The organism is Microbacterium ulmi (assembly GCF_011759705.1).
Lineage (GTDB): Bacteria > Actinomycetota > Actinomycetes > Actinomycetales > Microbacteriaceae > Microbacterium > Microbacterium ulmi.
In genome coordinates this window covers 2,171,229-2,192,208 of the sequence record NZ_JAAOZF010000001.1, presented here as the reverse complement: position 1 = coordinate 2,192,208, position 20,980 = coordinate 2,171,229, and the positions used below count along the sequence as shown (strand labels likewise).

The following is a 20,980-nucleotide window of genomic DNA, read 5'->3' as shown; positions in this document are numbered from 1 at the left end:
ATGACCGACGATGCAGAAGCCGTCCTTCACCGCGTCAAGGCGGAGGAGGCCGAGCTCGTGCTTCCCCGCTTCGACGTCGCCGACGCATGGGCGCTCGGCTCCCGGATGCGGGAGGCGGCCTTCACGGCGGGTCTGCCGATCGTGATCGGCATCTCGCTCGGCGAGGCGCGCGTCTTCCACGCCGCCCTGGCGGGATCGAGCGCGAACAACGATGTGTGGCTCGAGCGCAAGAGCCGTGTCGTGCGGCGCTACGGCAGGTCGTCGTTCGGCGTCGGCCAGGGGTTCCGGGCCGCGGGTCGCGACTTCGACACGTCGTCGCGGCTCGACCCCGGCGAGTACGCGGCCCACGGCGGCGCGTTCCCCATCACGATCGCGGGCGTCGGCGTCGTGGGCGTCGTCGCCGTCTCGGGCCTGCCTCAGGCCGACGACCACGCGTTCGTGGTCGAGCATCTGCGCGCCTGGCTAGCCTCGGTCGCCTGACCGCGTCCGCGGCGTCGCCGACACGCGAGGACGCACAGCGAAACCTCTTGTCACGCTGACGGCATTCATGGGATGCCGGGGTTAGCGTGGATTCATCGCGGCGATCCGGGCGGTCCCGGGCACCGGCTCATACCCGGGTGCGCTGCGGGTTCGACTCCCGCCGTCGCGTCAAAATGAGAGCCGCGATCCCTTGGGCGCTTCGCTGCTCAGGCCGTCGAGATCGACGCCGGCCGAGCGATGTTCACGGATGCCGTGACGGTTCTATCTATGGAGCGCGGAGCGCATCCCGAACCGCTCGGGCGGCATCCCGCGGACCTACCCGGATGACGCCCTGGTGTCCGAGAGCGGCTTCCCACTCGTCATCGGATGGAATGCGCCTGAATGGCACATTCGACACACTCGTGTACGGACCCAGGCGGCCGAAGAGTTCCATGGCTTCACCGTCGATCATCCCTGCCTCGCTCATTGCCCACAGGTCGTAGAGGTCGCGTGGCGCCCCCCGGTCGCTCCAGGCAGACAACTTCGACGCGACGAATGCTGCTGCCGTGAGCACCTGCAACTGTGCGGGCGCGGCGTCGCTGTATCGCTGTTCGATCTCGACGACTTCCGTCGGCCAGGCCGGATACCCGTTCGAGGAGACGAGCTGGATCTGCACCCGGGTGTCCGCGACCTGCATCACCGCCGGCTCAGGATGCCGGGTGTCTCCGAGACGTGGGGTGAAGCTCACTGCTCCGAGCGTCCGCTGGAGCTGCCGCGAGATCGCAGACTCGAGTCGATCAGCGACACTGCGCCGGTCACCGAGCGCGATGAGGTCGATGTCTTCCGAGAGCCGAAGGCCGGGAAGGTGCGTCCTCGACAGCGCGGTCCCACCGAAGAAGATGACGTCGTCGGTCCCATCGTCGCGATGGCCGCGAGAGCGTGGGAGATGACATGATCGCGGACGACCTGGTCGGAGTCGACTCCGAATCGGGTCTCGATGGCCAGTCGTTCGCTTTCATCGAGGATGCCACGAACTGGTTCGGCGTCATACTGCTCCGGCATCGCGTTCCCTCAAGTGTTCGATCGTCTCCCGCACGGCGGTGTTCGCCCGGCCGACGTCTTCGACGACTCGCGCGAGCTCCGTGAATCGGACGCGGGCAGCCAGGTTCTTGGCTGCGGCGAGCGCCTCGTCCGGCATGCCCCCTTGTGTGGGTCGCATCAGCAGGTCGTACAGCGTTTGCTGCGGAGTAGTGACCAGCCCCTGCCCGAGGGCCGTTCGCTCCATGACGATGTCCACGCGCTCGAGTTCACGGGCCACGAACTGCACGATCCCACCAGTGTCGAGGGTGACCGGCACGTAGTTGCGCCCTTGGACAGCGACCGTCGTGACGCCGATCGCCCGCGGGATCGCCGCCCAATGCCGCGCTGCTCCCAGTCCGGTGAGCGCAACGTTGCGGTGGCCGAACCGTGTTGCGGCCACGGCCAAGCCAGCGGGTTCGAGCGGCGCCTTCCAGGTCCGCCCGTCGCGACCGTCGGGGGGTGCGGTGTAGATGCCGTGTGTCAGGCGGACGAGTGCGCCGCGCTCGATCAGCTGTTTCACCACCCGCCAGGGCTGGGCGGTGTACCCGTCGAGGTCCTTGAGACGGGCGGTTCGCAGCGGCGCTCGCTCGACGGCCATCAGCAGGTCGAGATCTTCAGCCATTGCACGCCCTCTCGCTTTCAGTACATAGAAATATACTCCTCATGTCTATTTCTGTGTACTATACGACCGTTAAGCGTTTGCGTCGTCGGCGACGGAATGATCGAGGCGACGCGCCGGCGAGCAGCGACCTTCACGTCTGATTCTCAACGCGCCCCGAGCGGGTTCGACTCCCGCCGTCGCGTCTGCCTCCGGCACGGCCTGCGCCTGATCGGAACGCCATGACCCCGGTCGCACAACGCGGCGATCGCACGCCACCCGCCTTCCGGCGACCGGCCTGGCGACGACAGGCGGGCGACCCGGGGCAGACGCCGAACGCCGATGCTGGCAGGCTGATCCCCGTGGGTGGGCAGCAGACGTTTCGCACAAGGGTCGGCGTGGACGGGCAGGGCCGAACGCGGGTCCCTGTGCCGTTCGACCCCGACGCGGTGTGGGGTGTCAAGCCCCGCCATCACGTGACGGGGTCCGTCGCCGACTGTCGCATGCGCGGCGTCGTCGAGAAGCGGGACGACGGGCCGGTGATGGTTCTCGGCCCGGCCTGGTGCCCGGTGCCGCTGGCTGACGGAGCCGAGGTGGAGGTGGTGCTGGAGCCCGAGGGGCCGCAGCGAGCCGACCTCGCGCCCGACGTCGCGGCCGCGCTCGCCGCCGCTCCGGACGCTGCCGTCTTCTTCGACTCGCTCGCGCAGTTCTACCGCACGGCATGGCTGCGGTGGGTCGACTCGACGAAGCGCCGGCCGGAAGAGCGACCGGTCCGCATCGCGGAGATGATCCGCCAGCTCCTTGAGGGGCGCAAGGAGCGCCTCTGAAGGTGCTCGTCGCGCCGGCGGCGCCCGTGGGGTGCTCGTTCACGGCAGAGGTCGCCGACGGGGCGACGCCGGCCGACCGCGAACCGCTGCTTCGACGGACGTGCGCCGATCAGGCGGACCGATCCGCCGACGCGCCGACGATGAGCCTCTCGGTCACAGCCGGCTCACGTGTCCCACGGCATGCTCGCCCCGCGCGACCTCACGCCCCCGCGCGCGCGACCACTGGCTCCACGACCCCGGATACACCCGCACGTCGATGCCCGCGATCGACCCCGCGAGCGCGGTGTGCGTCGCCGCGATGCCCGATCCGCAGTACGCGGCCACGGGAGCCGTCCCGACGACCCCCGCCCCGGCGAACGCCGCACGGATCTCTTCGGGGCTGCGGAACCTCCCGGCCGCTGTATGCACGGCCGTGGGCAGGTTGACCGCGCCAGGGATGTGTCCCGACACGGGGTCGAGCGAGTCGCCCTCGCCGCGGTAGCGCTCCGGCGCGCGCACGTCGAGCAGGATGCCGCGCCACGGCCACTCACCCACGTCGTCGATGCCGACGACCCCCTCGGTGATCTCCGCGAGCTCGACGTCGCCGCGACGCGGCTGCACGTCGCCCGCCGAGAGCGGAAGGCCCTCTGTCAGCCAGCCCCGCAGCCCTCCGTCGAGCACGCGGGCGGGCACGCCCGAACGCGTCAGGACCCACCACGCGCGTGCCGCCGCGACCGAGTGCAGGTCGTCGTACGCGACGACGAGGTCGCCCTGATCGATGCCCCAGCGGCGCGCGGCATCCTGCAGTCGCTCACGGGAGGGCAGCGGATGCCGCCCCTGGCTCGGGTCGGTGCGCTCGGCGAGCTCCGTGTCGAGGTCGACGTAGACGGCGCCGGGGAGGTGCCCGTCGAGGTATGCCGGCCGCCCCTCCGGCTGATCGAGACGCCACCGCACATCCAGCAGGCGCACGGGACGCTCGCCGTCGAGGAGCTCAGCCAGTTCCGCGGGCGAGATGAGGGTCGACATGCTCTCATGCTCGCGCTCGCGCGAAGCGGCCGCACGACAGGGACGACACGCGCCGCGATGAATCGCAACACGCCGTGACACGGAGTAACACGCCGTCACCGTGCGCTCTCGACCTCGCAGGAACGCGGCACGGCCGTCACCGGCAGGCCCGACATCGGCTCGGCTCCGGAGGGATGCGGCCCGGCTCCGGAGGGACGCGAGACGGCTCCGGAGGGACGCGAGACGGCGTCGTCGACGCCGCGGTCACTCCCGGAAGAACGCGACCCCGAGGTCGGGATGGTCGACGAAGACGCCGTCGACGCCGGCATCCCGGATCACGGACCACTCCCGCTCGTAGTCGCCGAAGGCGGCGGGGCCCCCACGCAAGCGGTACTGGCCGACCAGGAACGTGTTCTCCGGACGGCATGTCCAGGTGAAGACCCTGAGCCCGCGCGCGTGCGCGTCTGCGACGACGGCGGACGGGCCGGTCATGCGGCCGAGCCGGTCAGGCGCCAGGATCATGCGCTTGTCGACGCTGACGCCGTCGACCGAGCCGACGAGCCTGTCGAGTCCTGCCGGCTGCGCCGTCTGCTTGTACGTCAGCGCGGCCTTCCCCTGCATCGAGAAGAGGTCGAAGGGCCGGCCCGACGCCTCGAGCAGATAGATGTACGTGCCCGGGATGCCGCGTTCCCTCAGGCGCGCGAGCACGCTCGACTCGAACGACTCGAACACGAGCGGCAGCTCGCCGCGGCCCCATCCCGCTTCGTCGAGCTCGGCCGAGATGAGCCCCGCGACGTCGAACCCGAGACCCGCGAAGTACGTCGCATGCTTGATCTCGAGCACGACCCCGATCTCGCGCCCCTGCTCGAGCGACGCCTCGCGCACGAGATCGAGCACGTCGCGCAGCCGGAGGACCGGCTGTTCGTCGTCGAACGACGCGCTCGTCGCGCGGATCTGCGGCAGCCGCTCACGGCACCGCAGCGTCGCGAGCTCGTCCCACGTGAAGTCCTCCGTGAACCAGCCGCCGAGCTCCGCGCCGTCGACGGTCTTCGTCGTGCGGCGGTCCGCGAACTCGGGGCGGGTCGCGACATCCGTCGTCGTGGCGATCTCGTTCTCGTGCCGCACGACGAGCACGCCGTCCTTCGACACGACGATGTCGGGCTCGACGGCATCCGCCCCCATCGCTAGGGCGAGGTCGTACGACGAGCGCGAGTGCTCGGGCCGGTAGCCGGGCGCGCCCCGGTGGCCGATCACGAGCGGGCGGGGACGCGGCACCGCTTCAGGCTACCGGGGGCGTCCGAGGGGCGGGATGCCGCGCCCCGCGCTCAAAGGCCTCTCACAGCCGTGAGCTGCCCGTCCCCGCGGGCCGTCGGATACCCTGGGACCCAGCAGCACGGTGCTGCGCCCCCTTTACCTTGGAGTGTGAGAGCAGTGGCCCTCAACAACCCCGCATTCAACAACCCGGCGTTCCAGGACAAACGCGCCGTCCAGACCTACCCGGGCGGCTCGCAGGCCGCGCAGGTCGGTCAGAACACGCAGTTCGCGACGGCCCAGCAGCAGGGCGTCGACGCCGCGGTCGACGCTCGGCTCGAGGGCGCCTTCGCGGCTCCCCCCGCGAGCGCGATCGAGACCGGCCGCATGACGGTCGAGGACACGGTCCTCAAGACCCTCGGCCTGTTCGCCGTGCTGCTGGTCACGGCCGTCGTCGGCTGGCTGTGGTCGATGGCCCCCGTCGCCGCGGAGGGCGCGCCCACGATCCTGCCGTGGATCATCGGCATGCTCGGCGGCTTCGTCATGTCGATGGTCGTCATCTTCGGCTCGCGCAAGAAGGTGCGTCCCGCCCTCATCTTCGGCTACGCGGCCTTCGAAGGGCTCTTCGTCGGCGGCATCTCGGCGTTCTTCGAGTACATCTGGCCGGGCATCGTCGTCCAGGCGACGCTCGCGACGCTCGCCGTCGTCGGTGTGACCCTCGCGCTCTTCGCGAGCGGCAAGGTGCGCGCCTCCAAGCGCGCCAACAAGGTGTTCCTCATCGCGCTCATCGGCTACGGCGTGTTCTCGCTGCTGAACCTCATCCTGATGTGGACGAACGTGCTGCCGCCGGCCGCCGACGGCACGCCCCAGATCTTCGGCCTGTTCAGCGCCCCGAGCCCGCTGTTCGGCATCCCGTGGGGTCTCATCATCGGCGTCTTCGTCGTCATCATGGCGGCGTACTCGCTCGTGCAGGACTTCGACCAGATCCAGCAGGGCGTCAAGAACGGCGCTCCGCGGCAGTACGGCTGGCTCGGCGGCTTCGGCATCATGGTCACGGTCGTCTGGCTCTACGTCGAGATCCTCCGCATCATCGCGATCGCGCGCGGCAACAACTGACGCGACGCGTCGAGAAGCAGCGAGGGCCGTCCCGTCTCGGGGCGGCCCTTCCGCATTCCCCTGCGCGGTTCGTGCGCGCCTCCCGATATGCCGTCTCCGTCCACGGCCCGTTCTCTTGTCATTCCGGCCCCAGGGTGGGTAGCGTCGGGCCGGTAAGCATCGCCTGCGACGTCCATGTCGCGCCGAGCGACCCGACGTCCGGCAACCCCCCAACAGGACCACGGATCAAGGGCAGGATCGATGACAGCGACACGCGCTCGTTCATGGCTTCGGACGGGCGCAGTCGCGCTCGCCGCGGCCGTCACCACTCTGGGATTGGCGGTGCCCGCGCAGGCGGCCGATCCCGTCACCCTCAACATCCTCACGGTCAACGACTTCCACGGGTACATCGACAACACGACTCTGAAGTTCGCCGGCACGATCGAGCAGCTGCGGCAGGCCGACGGCGCCTCCGGTGCGAACACGCTCCTCGTCGGGGCCGGCGACTTCATCGGCGCGTCGCAGTTCGCATCGTCCGTCGCGGAGGACCAGCCCACGATCGACGTCTTCAACGCGCTCGGGCTGCCGGTGTCCGCCGTCGGCAATCACGAGTTCGACAAGGGCTGGCCCGACCTCCGCGACCGCGTCATCGGCCCGGACGGCGCCCGCAACGCGAAGTGGGACTACCTCGCCGCGAACGTGTACGCCGAGGGCACCGAGACCCCGATCCTTCCCGAGTACGGACTGTACGAGGCCGGCGGGCTCACGATCGGCGTCGTCGGCGTCGTGACGCAGGAGACGCCGACGCTCGTCTCCCCCGGCGGCGTCGTCGGGCTCACGTTCGGCGATCCCGTGGAGGCGGTCAACCGCGTGGCCGGACAGCTCACCGACGGCGACGACGCGAACGGCGAAGCGGACGTCGTGGTGGCGTCGTACCACGAGGGCGCGGGCTCAGGAGCGCTCACCCTCGACGAGAACGTCGCGACGAGCCCCGTCTTCGCGCACATCGTCAACGACACCTCGGCGAAGGTCGCCGCGATCATCAACGGCCACACGCACCAGGCCTACGCCTACAACGCGCCCGTGCCCGGCGACCCCGGCCGCACGCGACCGATCGTGCAGACCGGCAACTACGGCACGAACGTCGGCCAGATCACGCTCACGGTCGACCGCGACACGAACGTCGTGCAGTCCTCGACCGTCCGGACCGTCCCGCGCGTCGCGACCGACGATGCCGTCCTCCTGCAGCAGTATCCGAGCCTGCAGGCCGTCCAGGACATCGTGACGGATGCCCTCGCGTACGCCGCGGTCATCGGCAACCAGCCCGTCGGCACGCTCACGGCCGACGTCACGACGGCCATCCCCGACAGGTCGCAGCCCGTCTCCAGCACGAACCGGGACGATCGCGCAAAGGAGTCCACGCTCGGCACGCTCGTCGCGGACGCCGTGCTCGCGACCCTCGCTCCGCCGGAGCTCGGCGGTGCGCAGATCGCGGTCGTCAACCCGGGCGGGCTGCGCAACGAGCTGCTCTACGCGAAGACGCCGACGAACGACGCGGACGCCGACGGGCGCATCCTCTACTCCGAGGCGAACTCGATCCTGCCGTTCGTCAACAACCTCGCGACCGTCGACATGACGGGCGCGCAGCTGAAGACGCTCCTCGAGCAGCAGTGGCAGCGCGACGCGGCCGGCAACGTTCCCTCGCGCTCGTACCTCGCGCTCGGCACCTCGTCCGGTTTCGGCTACACCTTCGATCCGGCTCTTCCCGAGGGCAGCCGCGTCACGGGCATCATGCTGAACGGCACCCCCGTCGACCCCGCCGCGACCTACCGCGTCGGCACGTTCACCTTCCTCACGGGGACGGGGAACCCTGCGAGCGCGGGAGGCGACAACTTCCACGTGTTCCGGCAGGCGACGAACTTCAAGGACTCCGGACTCATCGACCGCGACGCGTGGATCGCGTACCTCCAGGCGCACCAGCCCGTGAGCCCCGACTTCCGCAAGCACTCGGTGTCGGTGACAGGGCTCGACCCCGCAGCCGTCGTCGGCGCGACGCAGTCGGTCGCGGTCGGGTCGTTCGATCTGACCAGCGCCGGCGCCCCGGCGAACACGTCGGTCACGGCGACCTTCTCGAAGACGTCGGACGGAGCCGGAGCCGTCCAGGTCGGCACGGCGGCGGTCGAGGCGGATTCCGCGACGGTCGACGTGACGTTCCCGGCATCCGCGGTCGGCGCGGGCTTCCTGACCTTCACGGCGCAGCCGTCCGGCACGACGGCCGTCATCCCCGTGACGGTCGCGGCGCCCGCGGCCACCGTGACGGCGACGGCGAAGGCGGTCGAGTACGGCACCGCCGGCAAGATCGCCGTCACGGTCGCCTCGCCCGGGACGACGCCCGCCGGCACCGTGACGGTGGCGGACGCCGCGGGCACCGTGCTCGGCACGGCGAACCTGTCGAACGGCAAGGCCACCGTGACGCTCGGGCGCACGGCGCTCGCGCCCGGAACGCACAGCCTGACCGTCTCGTACGGCGGATCGGCGGCCGTCGGCGCCGGCTCGACGACGATCGACCTCGTCGTGAACAAGGCGTCGTCGTCGATCGGCGGCCTCAGCACGACCCTGCTCGTGGCGAAGGGCAAGGCGTCGAAGGTGGCAGTCCTCGCGATCGCGAACGGCGGCGTACCCGTCGAGGGGGCCGTCTCCATCTCCTACGACGGCAAGGTCATCGGGACCGGGACGCTGAAGAACGGCTCCGCGAGCATCGCGATCGCCCCCTTCACGAGTCGCGGCATCAAGGTGCTGAGCATCTCGTTCGACGGCTCGGCGACCGTCGCCGGGTCGAAGGGCCCCGGGCTCGTGCTCGTTCTCTGACTCGAGCCCCGAGTGAAGGCCGTCTCCCCCACGGGAGGCGGCCTTCACTCTGTCGGCCGCCGATCGGGCCGGACTCGAGGTCCCCGTCGGCCGCGGATCGGGCCGGACTCGGGGTCCCCGTCGGCCGTGGCTCGAGCCCGGCACCGGCATCCTCGTCGGCGGGTGAGGCGAGGGTGGCCGCGGCATCCGTTCCCGGGCTAGCGTTGCAGACGTGAGCCCGTCTTCGAAGGACGAGGAGTTCCTCGACGTCGAGGGGCGCGAAGTGCGCGTCTCGAGTCCGGGAAAGATCGTGTTCCCGCAGCCGCGACTCACGAAGCTCGACCTCGTGCGGTACTACCTCGCCGTCGCCGACGGCGCGCTCCGGGGAGCTGCGGGCCGGCCGATGGTGCTCAAGCGCTTCGTGAAGGGCATCGCTGCGGAGCCGTTCTTCCAGAAGCGCGTGCCCGAGAACCACCCGGACTTCATCGACACGGCGACCCTGCGCTACGCATCGGGCACGTCCGCCGAAGAGGCCGTGATCCGGGATGCCGCGGGCCTCGCATGGGTCGTCAACCTCGGATGCCTCGACCTCAACCCCCACGCCGTCCGCGCGGAGGATCTCGACCACCCGGACGAGCTGCGCGTCGACCTCGACCCGATGCCCGGCGTCGACTGGTCGCAGATCGTCGATGTCGCGTTCGTCGTGCGCGACGTCCTCGCCGATCGGGGGCTCGTCGGCTGGCCCAAGACGAGCGGATCGCGCGGGCTGCACATCCTCGTGCGGATCGCCCCCGACCGGTCGTTCGCCGACGTGCGGCTCGCCGCCGAGACGCTCGCGCGCGAAGTCGAGAACCGCGCCCCCGGGCTCGCGTCTGCGCGGTGGTGGAAGGAGGAGCGCGGCGAGAGCGTCTTCGTCGACTTCAACCAGAACGCCAAGGACCGGACGGTCGCCTCCGCCTACTCCGTGCGCCCGCTGCCGGATGCGCGCGTCTCGACGCCGCTCGCGTGGGACGAGGTGGGCGCCCGGCGCCCCGAGGAGTTCACGGTGCTCACCGTGCCCGAGCGATTCGCGGCGCTCGGCGACCCGCACGCGGGCATCGACGACGCCGTCGGCTCGCTCGACGGGCTGCTCGCCCTCGCGGACGAGCTCGGCCCCGCCGAGAAGGCGCCGCGCGGCTCGTCCGCGGACGGCGCGGGTCGCCGGGTCTCGACGATGCCGCTCATCGAGATCGCGCGGACCAGGACCAGTCCCGAGGCTCTCGACGCGCTGGAGCGCTGGCGCGGGGAGAACCCCGACGTCGCCGGGATGCTGCATCCCGCGGATGTGCTCATCGACGGCATGCGCGGCTCGAGCTCGCTCTGGTACCGCGTGCGCGTCAACCTCCAGCACGTGCCCGAGGCCGCTCGCCCCGCCCAGGGGCCGCTCCTGGCCGACTACGACCCGTGGGCCGGTCGCGCCTGGCCCGGACGCGCCTGACGCCCCCGACGCACGACGGGGTCGGACAGAGCCGCGCGCGCGGCGTCTCCGAGGGCGCTCATGGAGGCCGCGGCATCCATCGTCGCGGCGGCGGCGAGTCCCTCCGCCGACAGCCGCGAGCGCAGCGCGCGGTCGACGAGCACGTCGGCCAGCGCTGAGGCGAGCGCCTCGACATCGCCGTCGGGCACGAGGACGCCTCCGCCGCCCGCGAGGGTGTCGCGCGGGCCGTAGGGGATGTCGTACGACACGACCGGGACGCCGTGCGCGAGCGCCTCCAGCACGACGAGCGGCTGTCCTTCGTTCGTGCTCGCGAGGACGAACGCGTCGGCTTCGGCCCACACGCGCGACGGGTCGGCGATCTGACCGCCGAAGGTCACCGCCTCGGCGATGCCGAGCGACGCGGCGAGCGCCTCGAGCTCTGCGCGCTGCGCGCCGTCGCCGTAGACGTGCAGCTCGGCGTGGGGTGCGGCATCCCGCACCCGCGCGAAGGCGCGCAGCGCGTGGTCCACTCGCTTGCGTGGGATGAGCGAGTTGAGCATCACGACGCGTCCCGCGACGGGCACGGGAGCGGTGCGCGCGGGCGCCGGTGCGGGGTGCGGGACGACGAACGACCGGATGCCGCGCCCGACACGCCGCTCGGCATCGCGCTGCTGGCTCGGGGTGAGCCACAGGACGGCGTCGAACCGGTCCGCGACGGCGAACCAGCGCTGCCACGCGGCGTCCATCGGCGAATCCCACGCGAAGGGTGCGAGCACGTGGCACGCGTGCGTCGTGTGTAGGATCCGGATGCCGGGGTCCAGCACCGGCTCGCCGCCGGCGACGAGCGCCTCCCCCACCTGCCGAGCCTCGCAGAGCACGACGACGGGCTTGTCCGCGCGTGCCGCGAAGGCGTCGAGCCACGCGCGATAAAGGCCGGCGTAGCCGGGGAGCCAGCCGATCGGCCCGGACTCGTCCCAGATCCGCACGGGCGCATCGGTGAGATGCCACGCCGGGTCTCCGCTCACGACCGGGAGCTCGAGCACCGTGCGGCCTTCCGCGTCGGTGATCGCGCGGTAGGGCCATCCGCTCTCGGGGATCGGAGCGGGGAGGGCCGCCGCATGCAGCCACAAGGCATCGGCCCTCGCGTCGTCGAAGAGGTTGCGCAGCGCCGACGGCGCGGGAAGGAGGCCGCGACGAACCCACTCTGCGCGGTCGGCGTCGTGGTCGGCGGCATCGCCCGGGTCGATCGTGAGCAGCGTCGGCGCGGCGCCCGCGTCGGCCATGTCGAGGGCGCGGCGGAGCACCGAGATCGTGAAGCCGCCGTCACGATCGGGCAGGAGCCGGCTCGCGAGCACGAGGTACTCGGCGTCGGGCAGCAGGTCGGTCACCCGTCCATCCTCCCCTACGGCCGTGCGCCGTTCTGCCCTGAGCGGAACCGCTCGCCGCGCGATCGACGGTCGGCCTATCGTGACGGCATGGCCGAGATCGTCCCTCTTCCCGTCAAGACCGCGCCTCGTGCGCCCGAGCCGCTGTGGCGCGATGCGCTGGGCGACCGTCTGCGCCGCCTGCGGCACGACCGCGGCGAGCGGCTCGCCGACACAGCCGACCGCGCGGGGGTCTCGCCGCAGTACCTGTCCGAGATGGAGCGGGGGCTCAAGGAGCCGTCGAGCGAGATGATCGCGGCCGTCGCCGGCGCCCTGGAGGTCACGCTCGTCGAGCTGACGGCGGCCGTCGCGGAAGATCTTCGCGTCCGCACCGACGCACGTGCCGCCGTCGCCACCCGCGCAGCGTTCGCGCTCGCCGCGTGACGAGCCGGGTCACCGCGCTCCGCGCTCCAGCACCCGATCCGCCAGGCCGTACCCGACCGCGTCGACGGCGGTGAAGACCCGGTCGCGGTCTGTGTCCCTGCGCAGCTTCGCGGCATCCTGTCCCGTGTGACGCGCGAGGATCTCCTCGACCTCGCCGCGCACGCGCACGAGCTCGTCGGCCTGCAGGATCAGATCGGGGATGGCGCCGCGTCCCTGCCCCGCCGGCTGATGCAGCACGACTCGAGCGTGGGGCAGCACGGCACGCTTGCCCGTCGCCCCTGCGGCGAGCAGCACGGCTCCCACCCCGATCGCCTGCCCCACGACGGTGGTCGCGACATCCGGGCGCACGTGCTGCATCGTGTCGTACACGGCGAGCATCGCGGCAGGATCCCCGCCCTCGCAGTTGATGTAGAGCTGGATGTCGGCGTCGGGACTGTCGGCGTCGAGGTGCAGCAGCTGCGCGATGAGCGCGTTGGCGACCCCCGCGTCGATCGCGGTGCCGAGATACACGACCCGTTCCGTGAGCAGCTGCGAGTAGACGTCCATGACACGGTCGCCGCGCGGATGCTGCGCCACGACGTTCGGGATCGTGTACGAGCTCATCACGCCACCGCCCCGAGTCCCGCCGGACGCCGGCGCCGCGGCACGATCTGCGCGAAGTCGTCGACGATCCCGTCGATGAACCCGTAGTCGCGCGCCTCCGTGGCCGTGTACCAGCGATCGTGGAGGGAGTCCTCGAAGACCCGCTCGACGGGCTGTCCCGTGTCGTCGGCGACGAGACCGAGCACGGTGTCGCGCAGGTGCCGGAGATCGTCGGCCTGCACCTCGACCTCGCCGGCGGATCCCCCGATGCCCGCGGAGCCCTGATGCATGAGGATCCGCGCGTGCGGCAGCGCCCGGCGCTTGCCCCTCGCACCCGCGGACAGGAGGAACTGCCCGGCACTGCAGGCGAGCCCTACCGCGAGCGTCGACACGTCGTTGGGGACGAGTCGCATGATGTCGCGGATCGCGAGCATCGCGGGCACCGAGCCTCCGGGAGAGTGGATCCACAGGGCGATGTCGGATGCCTCGTCCTCCGCCGCGAGCGCGAGCAGCTGCGTCGCGAGCAGCGTGCCGTTGTCGTCGTCGAGCGGTCCGTCGAGCACGAGCACGCGCTGATGGAACAGCTCGCGTCGCGCGTCGGCTCCGAACAGCGGGATCTTTGCGTCTTCCGTCATGGCATCAGCCTGCACGCGGGCCGTCGCCGTGTGGGCGCTCGCCGCCGACAGCGGATCCGCTCTCGGCAGACCGGTCCCGCAACGGATGCAGCCGCTCTGCGCGGACCGTCAGATCGGGGTGATGCGGAACACAGGGAACCCCGGCGCGATCTCGCGGATGCGCTCGTCGGAGGACGAGGCATCCACGCCTTCGAAGAACCTCCCGACCTCCCATGCCCACACGCGCAGGTACTCGCGGATGATGGCCGGCTTCTCCGCATCGGCGAGCTCGACGGCCCGGAACGCCTCGACGCGCCGGCCCTTGCGCAGTTCGCCCTCTGCTGCGGCACGGAGATTCCGCACCCACTGCGTGTGCCCGCGCGGCGCCACGAGATACCGCGCACCGTCGACGTGCAGCGGATTGACGGGATTCGTCCGCCACTGGCCGCTCGTGCGCCCGCGGACGGCGAGCACGCGGCTTCCCGCGAACGAGAGTCCGAGCCGGGTCAGCAGCGCGACGGCGCCGTTGAACGCGCCGTCGAAGGCCGTCGGCTTCACGTAGCGGGCAGTCACGGCACCATCCTGCCGCACGCGAGCGCGAGGGCGGGATGCCGCGACCTCTCCGCACGCCGCGGCTGGCGCGCTCGGATCCGCGCCGCCTCTCACGTCCGCAGGCCCGCCGCGATGCGCTGGATGCCGAACTCGAACGCCTCGTCGATGTCGCCGCCGAGCCGGAACGCGCCCGCCAGCTCCATGCTGATGTGCCCCGTCGCCCATGCGGTGAGAAGGCGCGCGGCATCCAGCGCGCGGGCCTCCCCCACGAGATCCCGTGCCGCGCGCAGCACGGGAGCGCTGACCCGCGCGAGGGGCTCGGCGGCGCCGGAGACCGTGAACAGGAGCCGGAACGCCTCCGGCCGCTCGTGCGCGAACGCGCGGTAGGCGCGCGCGAGGCCTGCGAGCGTGCCGTCGGACGCCTCGAGCCGGGCACCCAGCTCGTCCGCGGTCGCCTCGGCCAGGAGCAGGATCAGCGCGTCGCGATCGCGCACACGCTTGTAGAGCGACGGAGCCCGCACCCCGACGCGCTCGGAGACGGCCTGCATCGTGACCCTCGAGGGTCCGCCGACCTCGAGCAGGTCGCGGCCCGCTGCGACGATCTCCGCGAGCGATGTGCGATCGGGGGTGGGCATCCCGGGCTCCTTCCATGGCTATTGACACAAGCTATCATAGCTACGTATATTAGCCATGATTCAGCCAAAGGAGCCCTCATGCAACTGGGACCGCACCTGCACCGCATCGGCAACGACATCATCGCCGCGTATCTCGTCGTGACCCCCGAAGGCGTCACGGTCGTCGACGCAGGACTGCGCGGACACTGGCGCGATCTGCAGGCGGAGCTCGCCGCGATGGGCCGATCGACCTCCGACGTCAAGGGCGTCGTCCTGACCCACGGCGACAGCGACCACCTCGGGTTCGCCGAGCGTCTTCGCCGAGACCACGGCGTCGCGGTGCACGTCCATGCCGCCGACGCCGAGCGCGCCCGCGGCGGCGACACGCCGAAGGTCTCGCTCGGTGCGTGGCGCTTCGCGCCGACGCTCGGGTTCTTCGCGTACAGCCTGCGGAAGGGCGGATATCGCACGGAGCACCTGCGCGAGGTCGTCGAGGTCGCCGACGGCGACGTGCTGCCGCTGCCGGGATCACCGCGCGTGATCGGGCTGCCCGGACACTCCCCCGGCAGCATCGCCGTGCACGTGCCGATCGCCGACGCGGTCTTCGTCGGCGACGCGCTGACGACGCGTCACGTGTTGACGGGTCGCACGGGCATCCAGCCCGCGCCGTTCACAGACGAGCCCGCGCTCGCGCTCGACTCGCTCGACAAGCTCGCCGGCGTCGAGGCGTCGTGGGTCCTCCCCGGTCACGGCGCGCCGTGGCGCGGCTCGCCGGCCGACGTCGCCGGCGCCGTGCGCGCCGCCGCCCCCTGACCCGGGCACGATCCGGCCCGCCGTATGCAGAACTCCACAGTTCTGGTCAGAACCGCGCCGATCCCGGCCCCCGCCGCCCCCACCTTCGCCGATCCTGTGGAGTTCTGCATGCCAAGGTCGGGAACCCTGCAGGGCGAGGGCGCGGAGACAGGCCGAGCCGCGACGATGCGGACCCGCCGCCGAGAGTCAGCCGCGAGCCCTCACTCCCATTCGATGGTCCCGGGCGGCTTCGACGTGACGTCGAGCACGACCCGGTTGACCTCGCGCACCTCGTTCGTGATGCGGTTGGAGATGCGGGCGAGCACGTCGTAGGGCAGACGCGTCCAGTCGGCCGTCATGGCGTCCTCGGACGAGACGGGACGCAGCACGATCGGGTGCCCGTAGGTCCGGCCGTCGCCCTGCACGCCCACCGACCGGACGTCTGCGAGCAGCACGACGGGGCACTGCCAGATCTCGCCGTCGAGGCCCGCGCGCGTCAGCTCCTCGCGCGCGATCGCGTCGGCGTCGCGCAGAATCTCGAGGCGGTCAGCGGTGACGGCACCCACGATCCGGATGCCGAGGCCCGGCCCCGGAAACGGCTGCCGTGCGACGATGACCTCCGGCAGTCCCAGCTCGCGGCCGATCGCACGGACCTCGTCCTTGAAGAGCGTGCGCAGGGGCTCGACGAGCTCGAACTGCAGATCTTCGGGGAGACCGCCGACATTGTGGTGCGACTTGATGTTCGCCGTGCCCGTGCCTCCCCCGGACTCGACGACGTCGGGGTACAGCGTGCCCTGCACGAGGAAGCGGATGGGCTCGCCGTCGGCGGCGGCCTCGGCGACGAGCTCCTTCTCGGCGGCCTCGAAGGTGCGGATGAACTCGCGGCCGATGATCTTGCGCTTCTGCTCGGGATCGCTCACGCCGTCGAGGGCGCTGAGGAAGCGCTCGCGCGCGTCGACCGTCACGAGCCGGACGCCGGTCGCCGCGACGTAGTCCTGCTCGACCTGCTCGCGCTCGTCCTTGCGCAGGAGCCCGTGGTCGACGAAGACGCACACGAGCTGGTCGCCGACCGCCTTGTGCACGAGCGCCGCCGCGACGGCGGAGTCGACTCCGCCCGACAGGCCGCAGATGACGCGGCCCGAGCCGATCTGGGCGCGGATCTTCTCCACCTGCTCGGCGATGACATTGCCGCTGTTCCAGTCGGCCGGCAGTCCCGCCGCCTTGTGCAGGAAGTTCTCGATGACGTTCTGGCCGTAGTCGGAGTGCTTGACCTCGGGGTGCCACTGCACGCCGTAGAAGCGCTTCTCGTCGCTGCCGAACGCCGCGACGGGGGTCGCGTCCGTCGATGCGAGCACGTCGAAGCCCGCAGGCGCCTTGGCGACCTGGTCGCCGTGGCTCATCCACACGTTCTGCGCGGCCGGCTGCCCGCCCAGCAGCACGCCGCCGTCGCCGGCGAGCGCGGCATCCGTCGCGCCGTACTCGCGCAGGCCCGTGTTCGCGACCTCGCCGCCGAGGGCCTGCGCCATGACCTGGAAGCCGTAGCAGATGCCGAGGGTGGGCACGCCGAGATCGAACACACCCCCGTCGAGCGCGGGCGCGCCCTCTTCGTACACCGACGAGGGCCCGCCGGAGAGGATGATGCCGACCGGGTTCTTCGCGGCGATCTCGGCGGCGGATGCCGTGTGCGGCACGATCTCGCTGTACACGCCGGCTTCGCGCACGCGCCGCGCGATGAGCTGTGCGTACTGGGCGCCGAAGTCGACGACGAGGACGGGGCGCTGGGAGGTCTCGGTCTGCTCGGTCACCGGATGCCTTCTGCGTCGGGATGCGGGGTGGAGATCGTCTGCGTGAGCGTCGAGCGATCCGCGATCGGAGCGTCCGTCGTCGCCTCGCGCTCGGCGAGGTAGCGCTTGACGTCGCGAGCGACGATCGTCTCCATGACGAAGGACAGGAACGGGATGACGCCGCCCGCGGCGAGCACGATGAATCGCACGAAGGGCCAGCGCATGAGGCTCCACACGCGGAAGCACGAGAACAGGTACACGACGTAGAACCAGCCGTGCGCGATGAGGATGCCGAGCGACAGGTTGACGCCGTCGCCCGTCGACTCGTGGCCGTTCGGACCGTCGACGACGGGAGCGAACCAGAGGAAGCCGCCGGAGCCGCCGAGGAAGAGCTCGTATCCGAACGCGTACTTGACGATCATCTCGGCGACGAGCAGGAGCAGCATCGTGCCGGTGATGATCGAGGCGATCTGGTAGAACTTCAGGGCTCCGCGGATCGCCGGGAACGAGGCGAGTTTGGGGGCTGCGGGCATGGATCCCAGTCTAGTCGCGGCATCCTGAGCCGCCGCTCGGGCGGAGCGGGTCAGGATGCCGCGGCCTCGGCATCCTGCATCTCCTCGACCTCCCGCTCCCATGCGTCGCGCGCGAGGCGGTACCAGAGGTAGAACGCGAAGCCGGCGAAGACGGCCCACTCGGCCGCGTAGAAGATGTTGAGCCAGTTCACGCCGGCTCCCTCGCCCGGGGGCCGCGAGGCGATGTCGGTGAGCCCGCCCGTCGCGGTCTCGGCCGCGAGATACGGCCGGTACACGTCGAGCCCGCCGATGTCGTGCCAGCGCGAGAGCAGCGCCGCGGGCGACATGCGCGTAAGCGTGAGCGGGTCGGCGTTCGGGCCCGGCACGACGGGACCCTCGTCGGAGATGAGCCGCCCTGTGTACGTCGGCGCGGGCTGAGCGGCGACGTCGACGATCGCGTCGGCGACGGCCCGGGAGCGTTCGTCGAGCCACGCGGCGGCGGCATCCGCCTCGTCCTTCGTCGCGGCCCATCCGAGCGCGACGGCGAGCGACGTCGGCTGCGTCGTGCCCTCGACCCGCAGCTGGCCCGTCACCCAGTACCCCTCGACGCCGTCGTTGAAGCGCGACGACACGACGATGAAGTCCCCGGGCACGAGCCACCCCTCGACCCGTACACGCTGACCGACGAGGGGCTCGGGGAGGTAGTCGCCCGGCGCGACGACGTCGGCGAGGGGCCGCACCTCCTCAGTCGCCCCCGGAGGCAGGGGGCTCGTCTGCAGGGCACGCCCGAGCTGCCATTGGCCGAGCCAGGCGAACACGCCTGCGACGACGAGGCACAGCGCCAGCATCGCGATCCACCGGGGCCGCACCATGACCTCGCGCAGCGTCGGCGGGAAGATCTCGACGGGCTGCGCGCCCGCCGAGGACGGACCGCCCGTCATCCGCCGTTGTACGGCGCGACGACGACCTCGACGCGCTGGAACTCCTTGAGATCGGAGTAGCCGGTGGTCGCCATGGACTTCCTCAGCGCGCCGATGAGGTTCGCGGTGCCGTCCGCGACCGGCGCGGGGCCGTAGAGCACCGACTCGAGCGTCGTGACCTGGCCGACCTTGACGCGGCGGCCACGTGGGAGTTTCGCGTGATGGGCCTCGGGACCCCAGTGGAACCCGGCGCCGGGCGCGTCGGTCGCCCGCGCGAGCGCGACGCCGAGCATGACGGCATCCGCCCCCATCGCGAGCGCCTTCACGATGTCGCCGGACGTGCCCACGCCGCCGTCTGCGATGACGTGCACGTAGCGTCCGCCCGACTCGTCGAGGTAGTCGCGGCGCGCTCCTGCGACGTCGGCGACGGCGGTCGCCATGGGGGCGTGGATGCCGAGGGTCGCGCGGGTCGTCGACGCGGCGCCGCCGCCGAACCCGACCAGCACACCGGCCGCGCCCGTGCGCATGAGGTGGAGCGCGGCGGTGTACGTCGAGGCGCCGCCGACGATGACGGGCACGTCGAGGTCGTAGATGAACTTCTTGAGGTTGAGCGGCTGCTCTGCGCTGGAGACGTGCTCGGCCGACACGGTCGTGCCGCGGATGACGAACAGATCCACGCCCGCCGCCACGACGGTCTCGTACAGCTCCTGCGTGCGCTGCGGCGTGAGTGCGCCCGCGACGGTGACCCCTCCCGCGCGGATCTCGGACAGCCGGTCGCGCACGAGCGCGGGCTTTATCGGCTCGGAGTACAGCTCCTGCATGCGCCGGGTCGCGGCGTCATCGGGCAGCGACGCGATCTCGGCGAGCAGCGGCGCGGGGTCGTCGTAGCGCGTCCACAGGCCCTCGAGGTCGAGGACGCCCAGGCCGCCGAGCTGCCCCAGCATGATGGCCGTCTGCGGGCTCATGACGGAGTCCATCGGAGCGCCGAGCACGGGGATCGCGAACTGGAACGCGTCGATCGACCAGGCCGTCGAGACGTCCTCGGGGTTGCGCGTGCGGCGGGACGGCACGACCGCGATGTCGTCGAACGCGTACGCCCGGCGGGCGCGCTTCGCGCGGCCGAGCTCGATCTCCATGCTCACGGATTCAGCCTACCCGGGCGCGTCTCGGGGAACACCGATGCGGCGGGAACACCGGATCTGCGGCTCACGCGATGGCGTAGCGGCCGGACTTCACCGCGCGGGCGCGGGCCTTCGCCGCCTCCTCGTCGCGGTTCTTCGGCGGCACGGTCGCGACGAGGTCGTCGAGCAGGTGCTGCGTGAGGTGCGCGATCTCGTGCACGGCTCGGTCGAACGCCTCCTGATTGGCCTTCGACGGCTTCGTCGTGCCCGCGATCTTGCGCACGTACTGCAGGGCCGCCGCGTGCACCTCTTCGGAGGTCGCTGCGGGGGCGAAGTTGTGGAGGGTGTGGATGCTGCGGCACATGGCCCCGACGATACGCCGAGGGCGCGGCATCCTGAACCCCTGGACTCAGGCGCGCTGCCGCGCGGCCCTTCGCTGCAGGAGGCTCCCGAGCGGACCGTTGAAGACGTAGGCGAGGAACCCCCACGAGCCCACCCACGGCGAGACGATGGCAGCGACGGCGCCGCAGATCACGGCGCTGAGTCCCGCTCGCGCGCTGCGGTAGGCATCCTGCTTCGCCTCCTCCTTGAGGAGGTGTCCGCCCTTCGCGGATGCCCATGTCCACGTCGCGTGCCCCAGGAGGGCCGCGACGAAGAAGTTGACGGGGAGAGCCACACGGCCCGCGACGTAGTCGGGGTACTCGGCGGCGAGGCTCGTCGTGAACGGAATGAGCACGATGAACAGAAGGCGCACGTTGTTGATCCAGAGGAGCACCCCGTCGGCGCGCTCGAGCTCGCGGAACTGCTGGAAGTGGATGACCCACAGCCTGCTCAGCAGCAGGAAGCTGATGACGAACGACAGGAGATTGGGCAGCATGGCGGCGAGCGCGGTCCACAGCTCGGCGTCCGATGCGACCTCGCCGATCGTGTTGGTCGTCAGATCCAGGACGAGCAGCGTCGCCGCGATCGCGAAGACGGCGTCGGTGTACGCCTCGACGCGCGCGACGGAGAAGAAGGAGTGGGGCTCCTCGGCCATGCGCTCAGGGTAGCGGCCCGACCGCGAGCCCGTGACAGCCGGGCCGCT

General features: G+C 71.3%; 22 protein-coding genes and 1 tRNA gene. 8 read left to right on the top strand and 15 right to left on the bottom strand.

Annotated features, from left to right (window positions below; genetic code table 11):
- On the top strand, window positions 1–480 hold the full coding sequence (locus FHS08_RS10320) for a heme-degrading domain-containing protein (protein WP_167038654.1): 480 nt from the start codon (window positions 1–3) through the stop codon (window positions 478–480).
- Between the two features lie 96 nt (window positions 481–576).
- Window positions 577–649 (top strand) — tRNA-Met (locus tag FHS08_RS10315).
- A 96-nt stretch (window positions 650–745) separates the two neighbouring features.
- Here FHS08_RS10315 and FHS08_RS10310 read toward each other — a convergent pair.
- Entirely contained in the window at window positions 746–1,339 is a 594-nt protein-coding gene (locus FHS08_RS10310; protein WP_208382498.1) for a nucleotidyl transferase AbiEii/AbiGii toxin family protein, read from the bottom strand.
- Between the two features lie 165 nt (window positions 1,340–1,504).
- Window positions 1,505–2,161 (bottom strand): hypothetical protein, encoded by a 657-nt coding sequence (locus tag FHS08_RS10305; RefSeq protein ID WP_167038652.1) that lies wholly within the window; start codon window positions 2,159–2,161, stop codon window positions 1,505–1,507.
- 218 nt (window positions 2,162–2,379) lie between these two features.
- Between FHS08_RS10305 and FHS08_RS10300 the strand changes: the two genes are divergently transcribed.
- A complete protein-coding gene (locus FHS08_RS10300) occupies window positions 2,380–2,964 on the top strand; it encodes a YdeI/OmpD-associated family protein (RefSeq protein ID WP_167038650.1) in 585 nt (194 codons plus the stop codon).
- A gap of 153 nt (window positions 2,965–3,117) precedes the next feature.
- Here the strand turns inward: FHS08_RS10300 and FHS08_RS10295 are convergent, their stop codons facing one another.
- Together FHS08_RS10295 and FHS08_RS10290 are read right to left on the bottom strand one after the other, a co-directional pair.
- Window positions 3,118–3,969: a sulfurtransferase gene (locus FHS08_RS10295; protein WP_167038648.1), complete on the bottom strand. Its 852-nt coding sequence runs from the start codon at window positions 3,967–3,969 to the stop codon at window positions 3,118–3,120.
- 243 nt (window positions 3,970–4,212) lie between these two features.
- Window positions 4,213–5,223, bottom strand: coding sequence for a glycerophosphodiester phosphodiesterase family protein (locus tag FHS08_RS10290; RefSeq protein ID WP_167038646.1), 1,011 nt, complete (start codon window positions 5,221–5,223; stop codon window positions 4,213–4,215).
- Window positions 5,224–5,379: 156 nt separating this feature from the next.
- Here FHS08_RS10290 and FHS08_RS10285 point away from each other — a divergent pair, with 156 nt between their 5' ends.
- The 3 genes from FHS08_RS10285 to FHS08_RS10275 all read left to right on the top strand — a co-directional run bounded on the left by FHS08_RS10285 (window position 5,380) and on the right by FHS08_RS10275 (window position 10,618).
- On the top strand, window positions 5,380–6,315 hold the full coding sequence (locus FHS08_RS10285) for a Bax inhibitor-1/YccA family membrane protein (RefSeq protein ID WP_167039816.1): 936 nt from the start codon (window positions 5,380–5,382) through the stop codon (window positions 6,313–6,315).
- Window positions 6,316–6,636: 321 nt separating this feature from the next.
- The gene (locus tag FHS08_RS10280; RefSeq protein ID WP_167038643.1) at window positions 6,637–9,162 is read left to right on the top strand and encodes a 5'-nucleotidase C-terminal domain-containing protein; all 2,526 of its coding nucleotides are present in this window, start codon (window positions 6,637–6,639) and stop codon (window positions 9,160–9,162) included.
- A 211-nt stretch (window positions 9,163–9,373) separates the two neighbouring features.
- Window positions 9,374–10,618, top strand: a complete 1,245-nt coding sequence (locus FHS08_RS10275) for a non-homologous end-joining DNA ligase LigD (protein WP_167038641.1) — start codon at window positions 9,374–9,376, stop codon at window positions 10,616–10,618.
- Here FHS08_RS10275 and FHS08_RS10270 read toward each other — a convergent pair.
- Window positions 10,576–11,985, bottom strand: a complete 1,410-nt coding sequence (locus FHS08_RS10270; protein ID WP_341800383.1) for a glycosyltransferase — start codon at window positions 11,983–11,985, stop codon at window positions 10,576–10,578. The two genes, FHS08_RS10275 and FHS08_RS10270, sit on opposite strands and share 43 nt — an antisense overlap.
- An 87-nt stretch (window positions 11,986–12,072) precedes the next feature.
- On the opposite strand from FHS08_RS10270, the gene FHS08_RS10265 reads away from it, so the two are divergent.
- On the top strand, window positions 12,073–12,405 hold the full coding sequence (locus FHS08_RS10265; protein WP_167038639.1) for a helix-turn-helix domain-containing protein: 333 nt from the start codon (window positions 12,073–12,075) through the stop codon (window positions 12,403–12,405).
- A 9-nt stretch (window positions 12,406–12,414) separates the two neighbouring features.
- Here the strand turns inward: FHS08_RS10265 and FHS08_RS10260 are convergent, their stop codons facing one another.
- From FHS08_RS10260 to FHS08_RS10245, 4 genes are all read right to left on the bottom strand, one after another.
- The gene (locus FHS08_RS10260) at window positions 12,415–13,008 is read right to left on the bottom strand and encodes a ClpP family protease (RefSeq protein WP_167038637.1); all 594 of its coding nucleotides are present in this window, start codon (window positions 13,006–13,008) and stop codon (window positions 12,415–12,417) included.
- Entirely contained in the window at window positions 13,008–13,622 is a 615-nt protein-coding gene (locus tag FHS08_RS10255; protein WP_167038635.1) for a ClpP family protease, read from the bottom strand. Before FHS08_RS10255 ends, FHS08_RS10260 begins: the two co-directional genes overlap by 1 nt.
- 108 nt (window positions 13,623–13,730) lie before the next feature.
- Complete coding sequence (locus FHS08_RS10250; RefSeq protein ID WP_167038633.1) at window positions 13,731–14,174, bottom strand: nitroreductase family deazaflavin-dependent oxidoreductase; 444 nt, start codon at window positions 14,172–14,174, stop codon at window positions 13,731–13,733.
- A gap of 89 nt (window positions 14,175–14,263) precedes the next feature.
- Window positions 14,264–14,788 (bottom strand): TetR/AcrR family transcriptional regulator, encoded by a 525-nt coding sequence (locus FHS08_RS10245; RefSeq protein WP_167038631.1) that lies wholly within the window; start codon window positions 14,786–14,788, stop codon window positions 14,264–14,266.
- A gap of 78 nt (window positions 14,789–14,866) precedes the next feature.
- Here FHS08_RS10245 and FHS08_RS10240 point away from each other — a divergent pair, with 78 nt between their 5' ends.
- Window positions 14,867–15,580: an MBL fold metallo-hydrolase gene (locus FHS08_RS10240; RefSeq protein ID WP_167038629.1), complete on the top strand. Its 714-nt coding sequence runs from the start codon at window positions 14,867–14,869 to the stop codon at window positions 15,578–15,580.
- Window positions 15,581–15,780: 200 nt separating this feature from the next.
- On the opposite strand, the gene guaA is transcribed toward FHS08_RS10240, so the two are convergent.
- The 6 genes from guaA to FHS08_RS10210 all read right to left on the bottom strand — a co-directional run bounded on the left by guaA (window position 15,781) and on the right by FHS08_RS10210 (window position 20,932).
- Window positions 15,781–17,364, bottom strand: coding sequence for a glutamine-hydrolyzing GMP synthase (gene guaA, locus FHS08_RS10235; protein ID WP_167038627.1), 1,584 nt, complete (start codon window positions 17,362–17,364; stop codon window positions 15,781–15,783).
- A complete protein-coding gene (locus tag FHS08_RS10230) occupies window positions 17,361–17,876 on the bottom strand; it encodes a DUF3817 domain-containing protein (protein WP_167038625.1) in 516 nt (171 codons plus the stop codon). Before FHS08_RS10230 ends, guaA begins: the two co-directional genes overlap by 4 nt.
- Window positions 17,877–17,926: 50 nt before the next feature.
- A complete protein-coding gene (locus FHS08_RS10225; protein WP_424960794.1) occupies window positions 17,927–18,796 on the bottom strand; it encodes an SURF1 family protein in 870 nt (289 codons plus the stop codon).
- A complete protein-coding gene (locus tag FHS08_RS10220; protein WP_167039810.1) occupies window positions 18,793–19,911 on the bottom strand; it encodes a GuaB3 family IMP dehydrogenase-related protein in 1,119 nt (372 codons plus the stop codon). The genes FHS08_RS10225 and FHS08_RS10220 overlap by 4 nt, the downstream gene beginning before the upstream one ends.
- A 70-nt stretch (window positions 19,912–19,981) precedes the next feature.
- Window positions 19,982–20,260, bottom strand: coding sequence for a DUF2277 domain-containing protein (locus FHS08_RS10215; RefSeq protein WP_167038623.1), 279 nt, complete (start codon window positions 20,258–20,260; stop codon window positions 19,982–19,984).
- A 45-nt stretch (window positions 20,261–20,305) separates the two neighbouring features.
- On the bottom strand, window positions 20,306–20,932 hold the full coding sequence (locus FHS08_RS10210; protein WP_167038621.1) for a TMEM175 family protein: 627 nt from the start codon (window positions 20,930–20,932) through the stop codon (window positions 20,306–20,308).
- Window positions 20,933–20,980 lie beyond the last annotated feature (48 nt).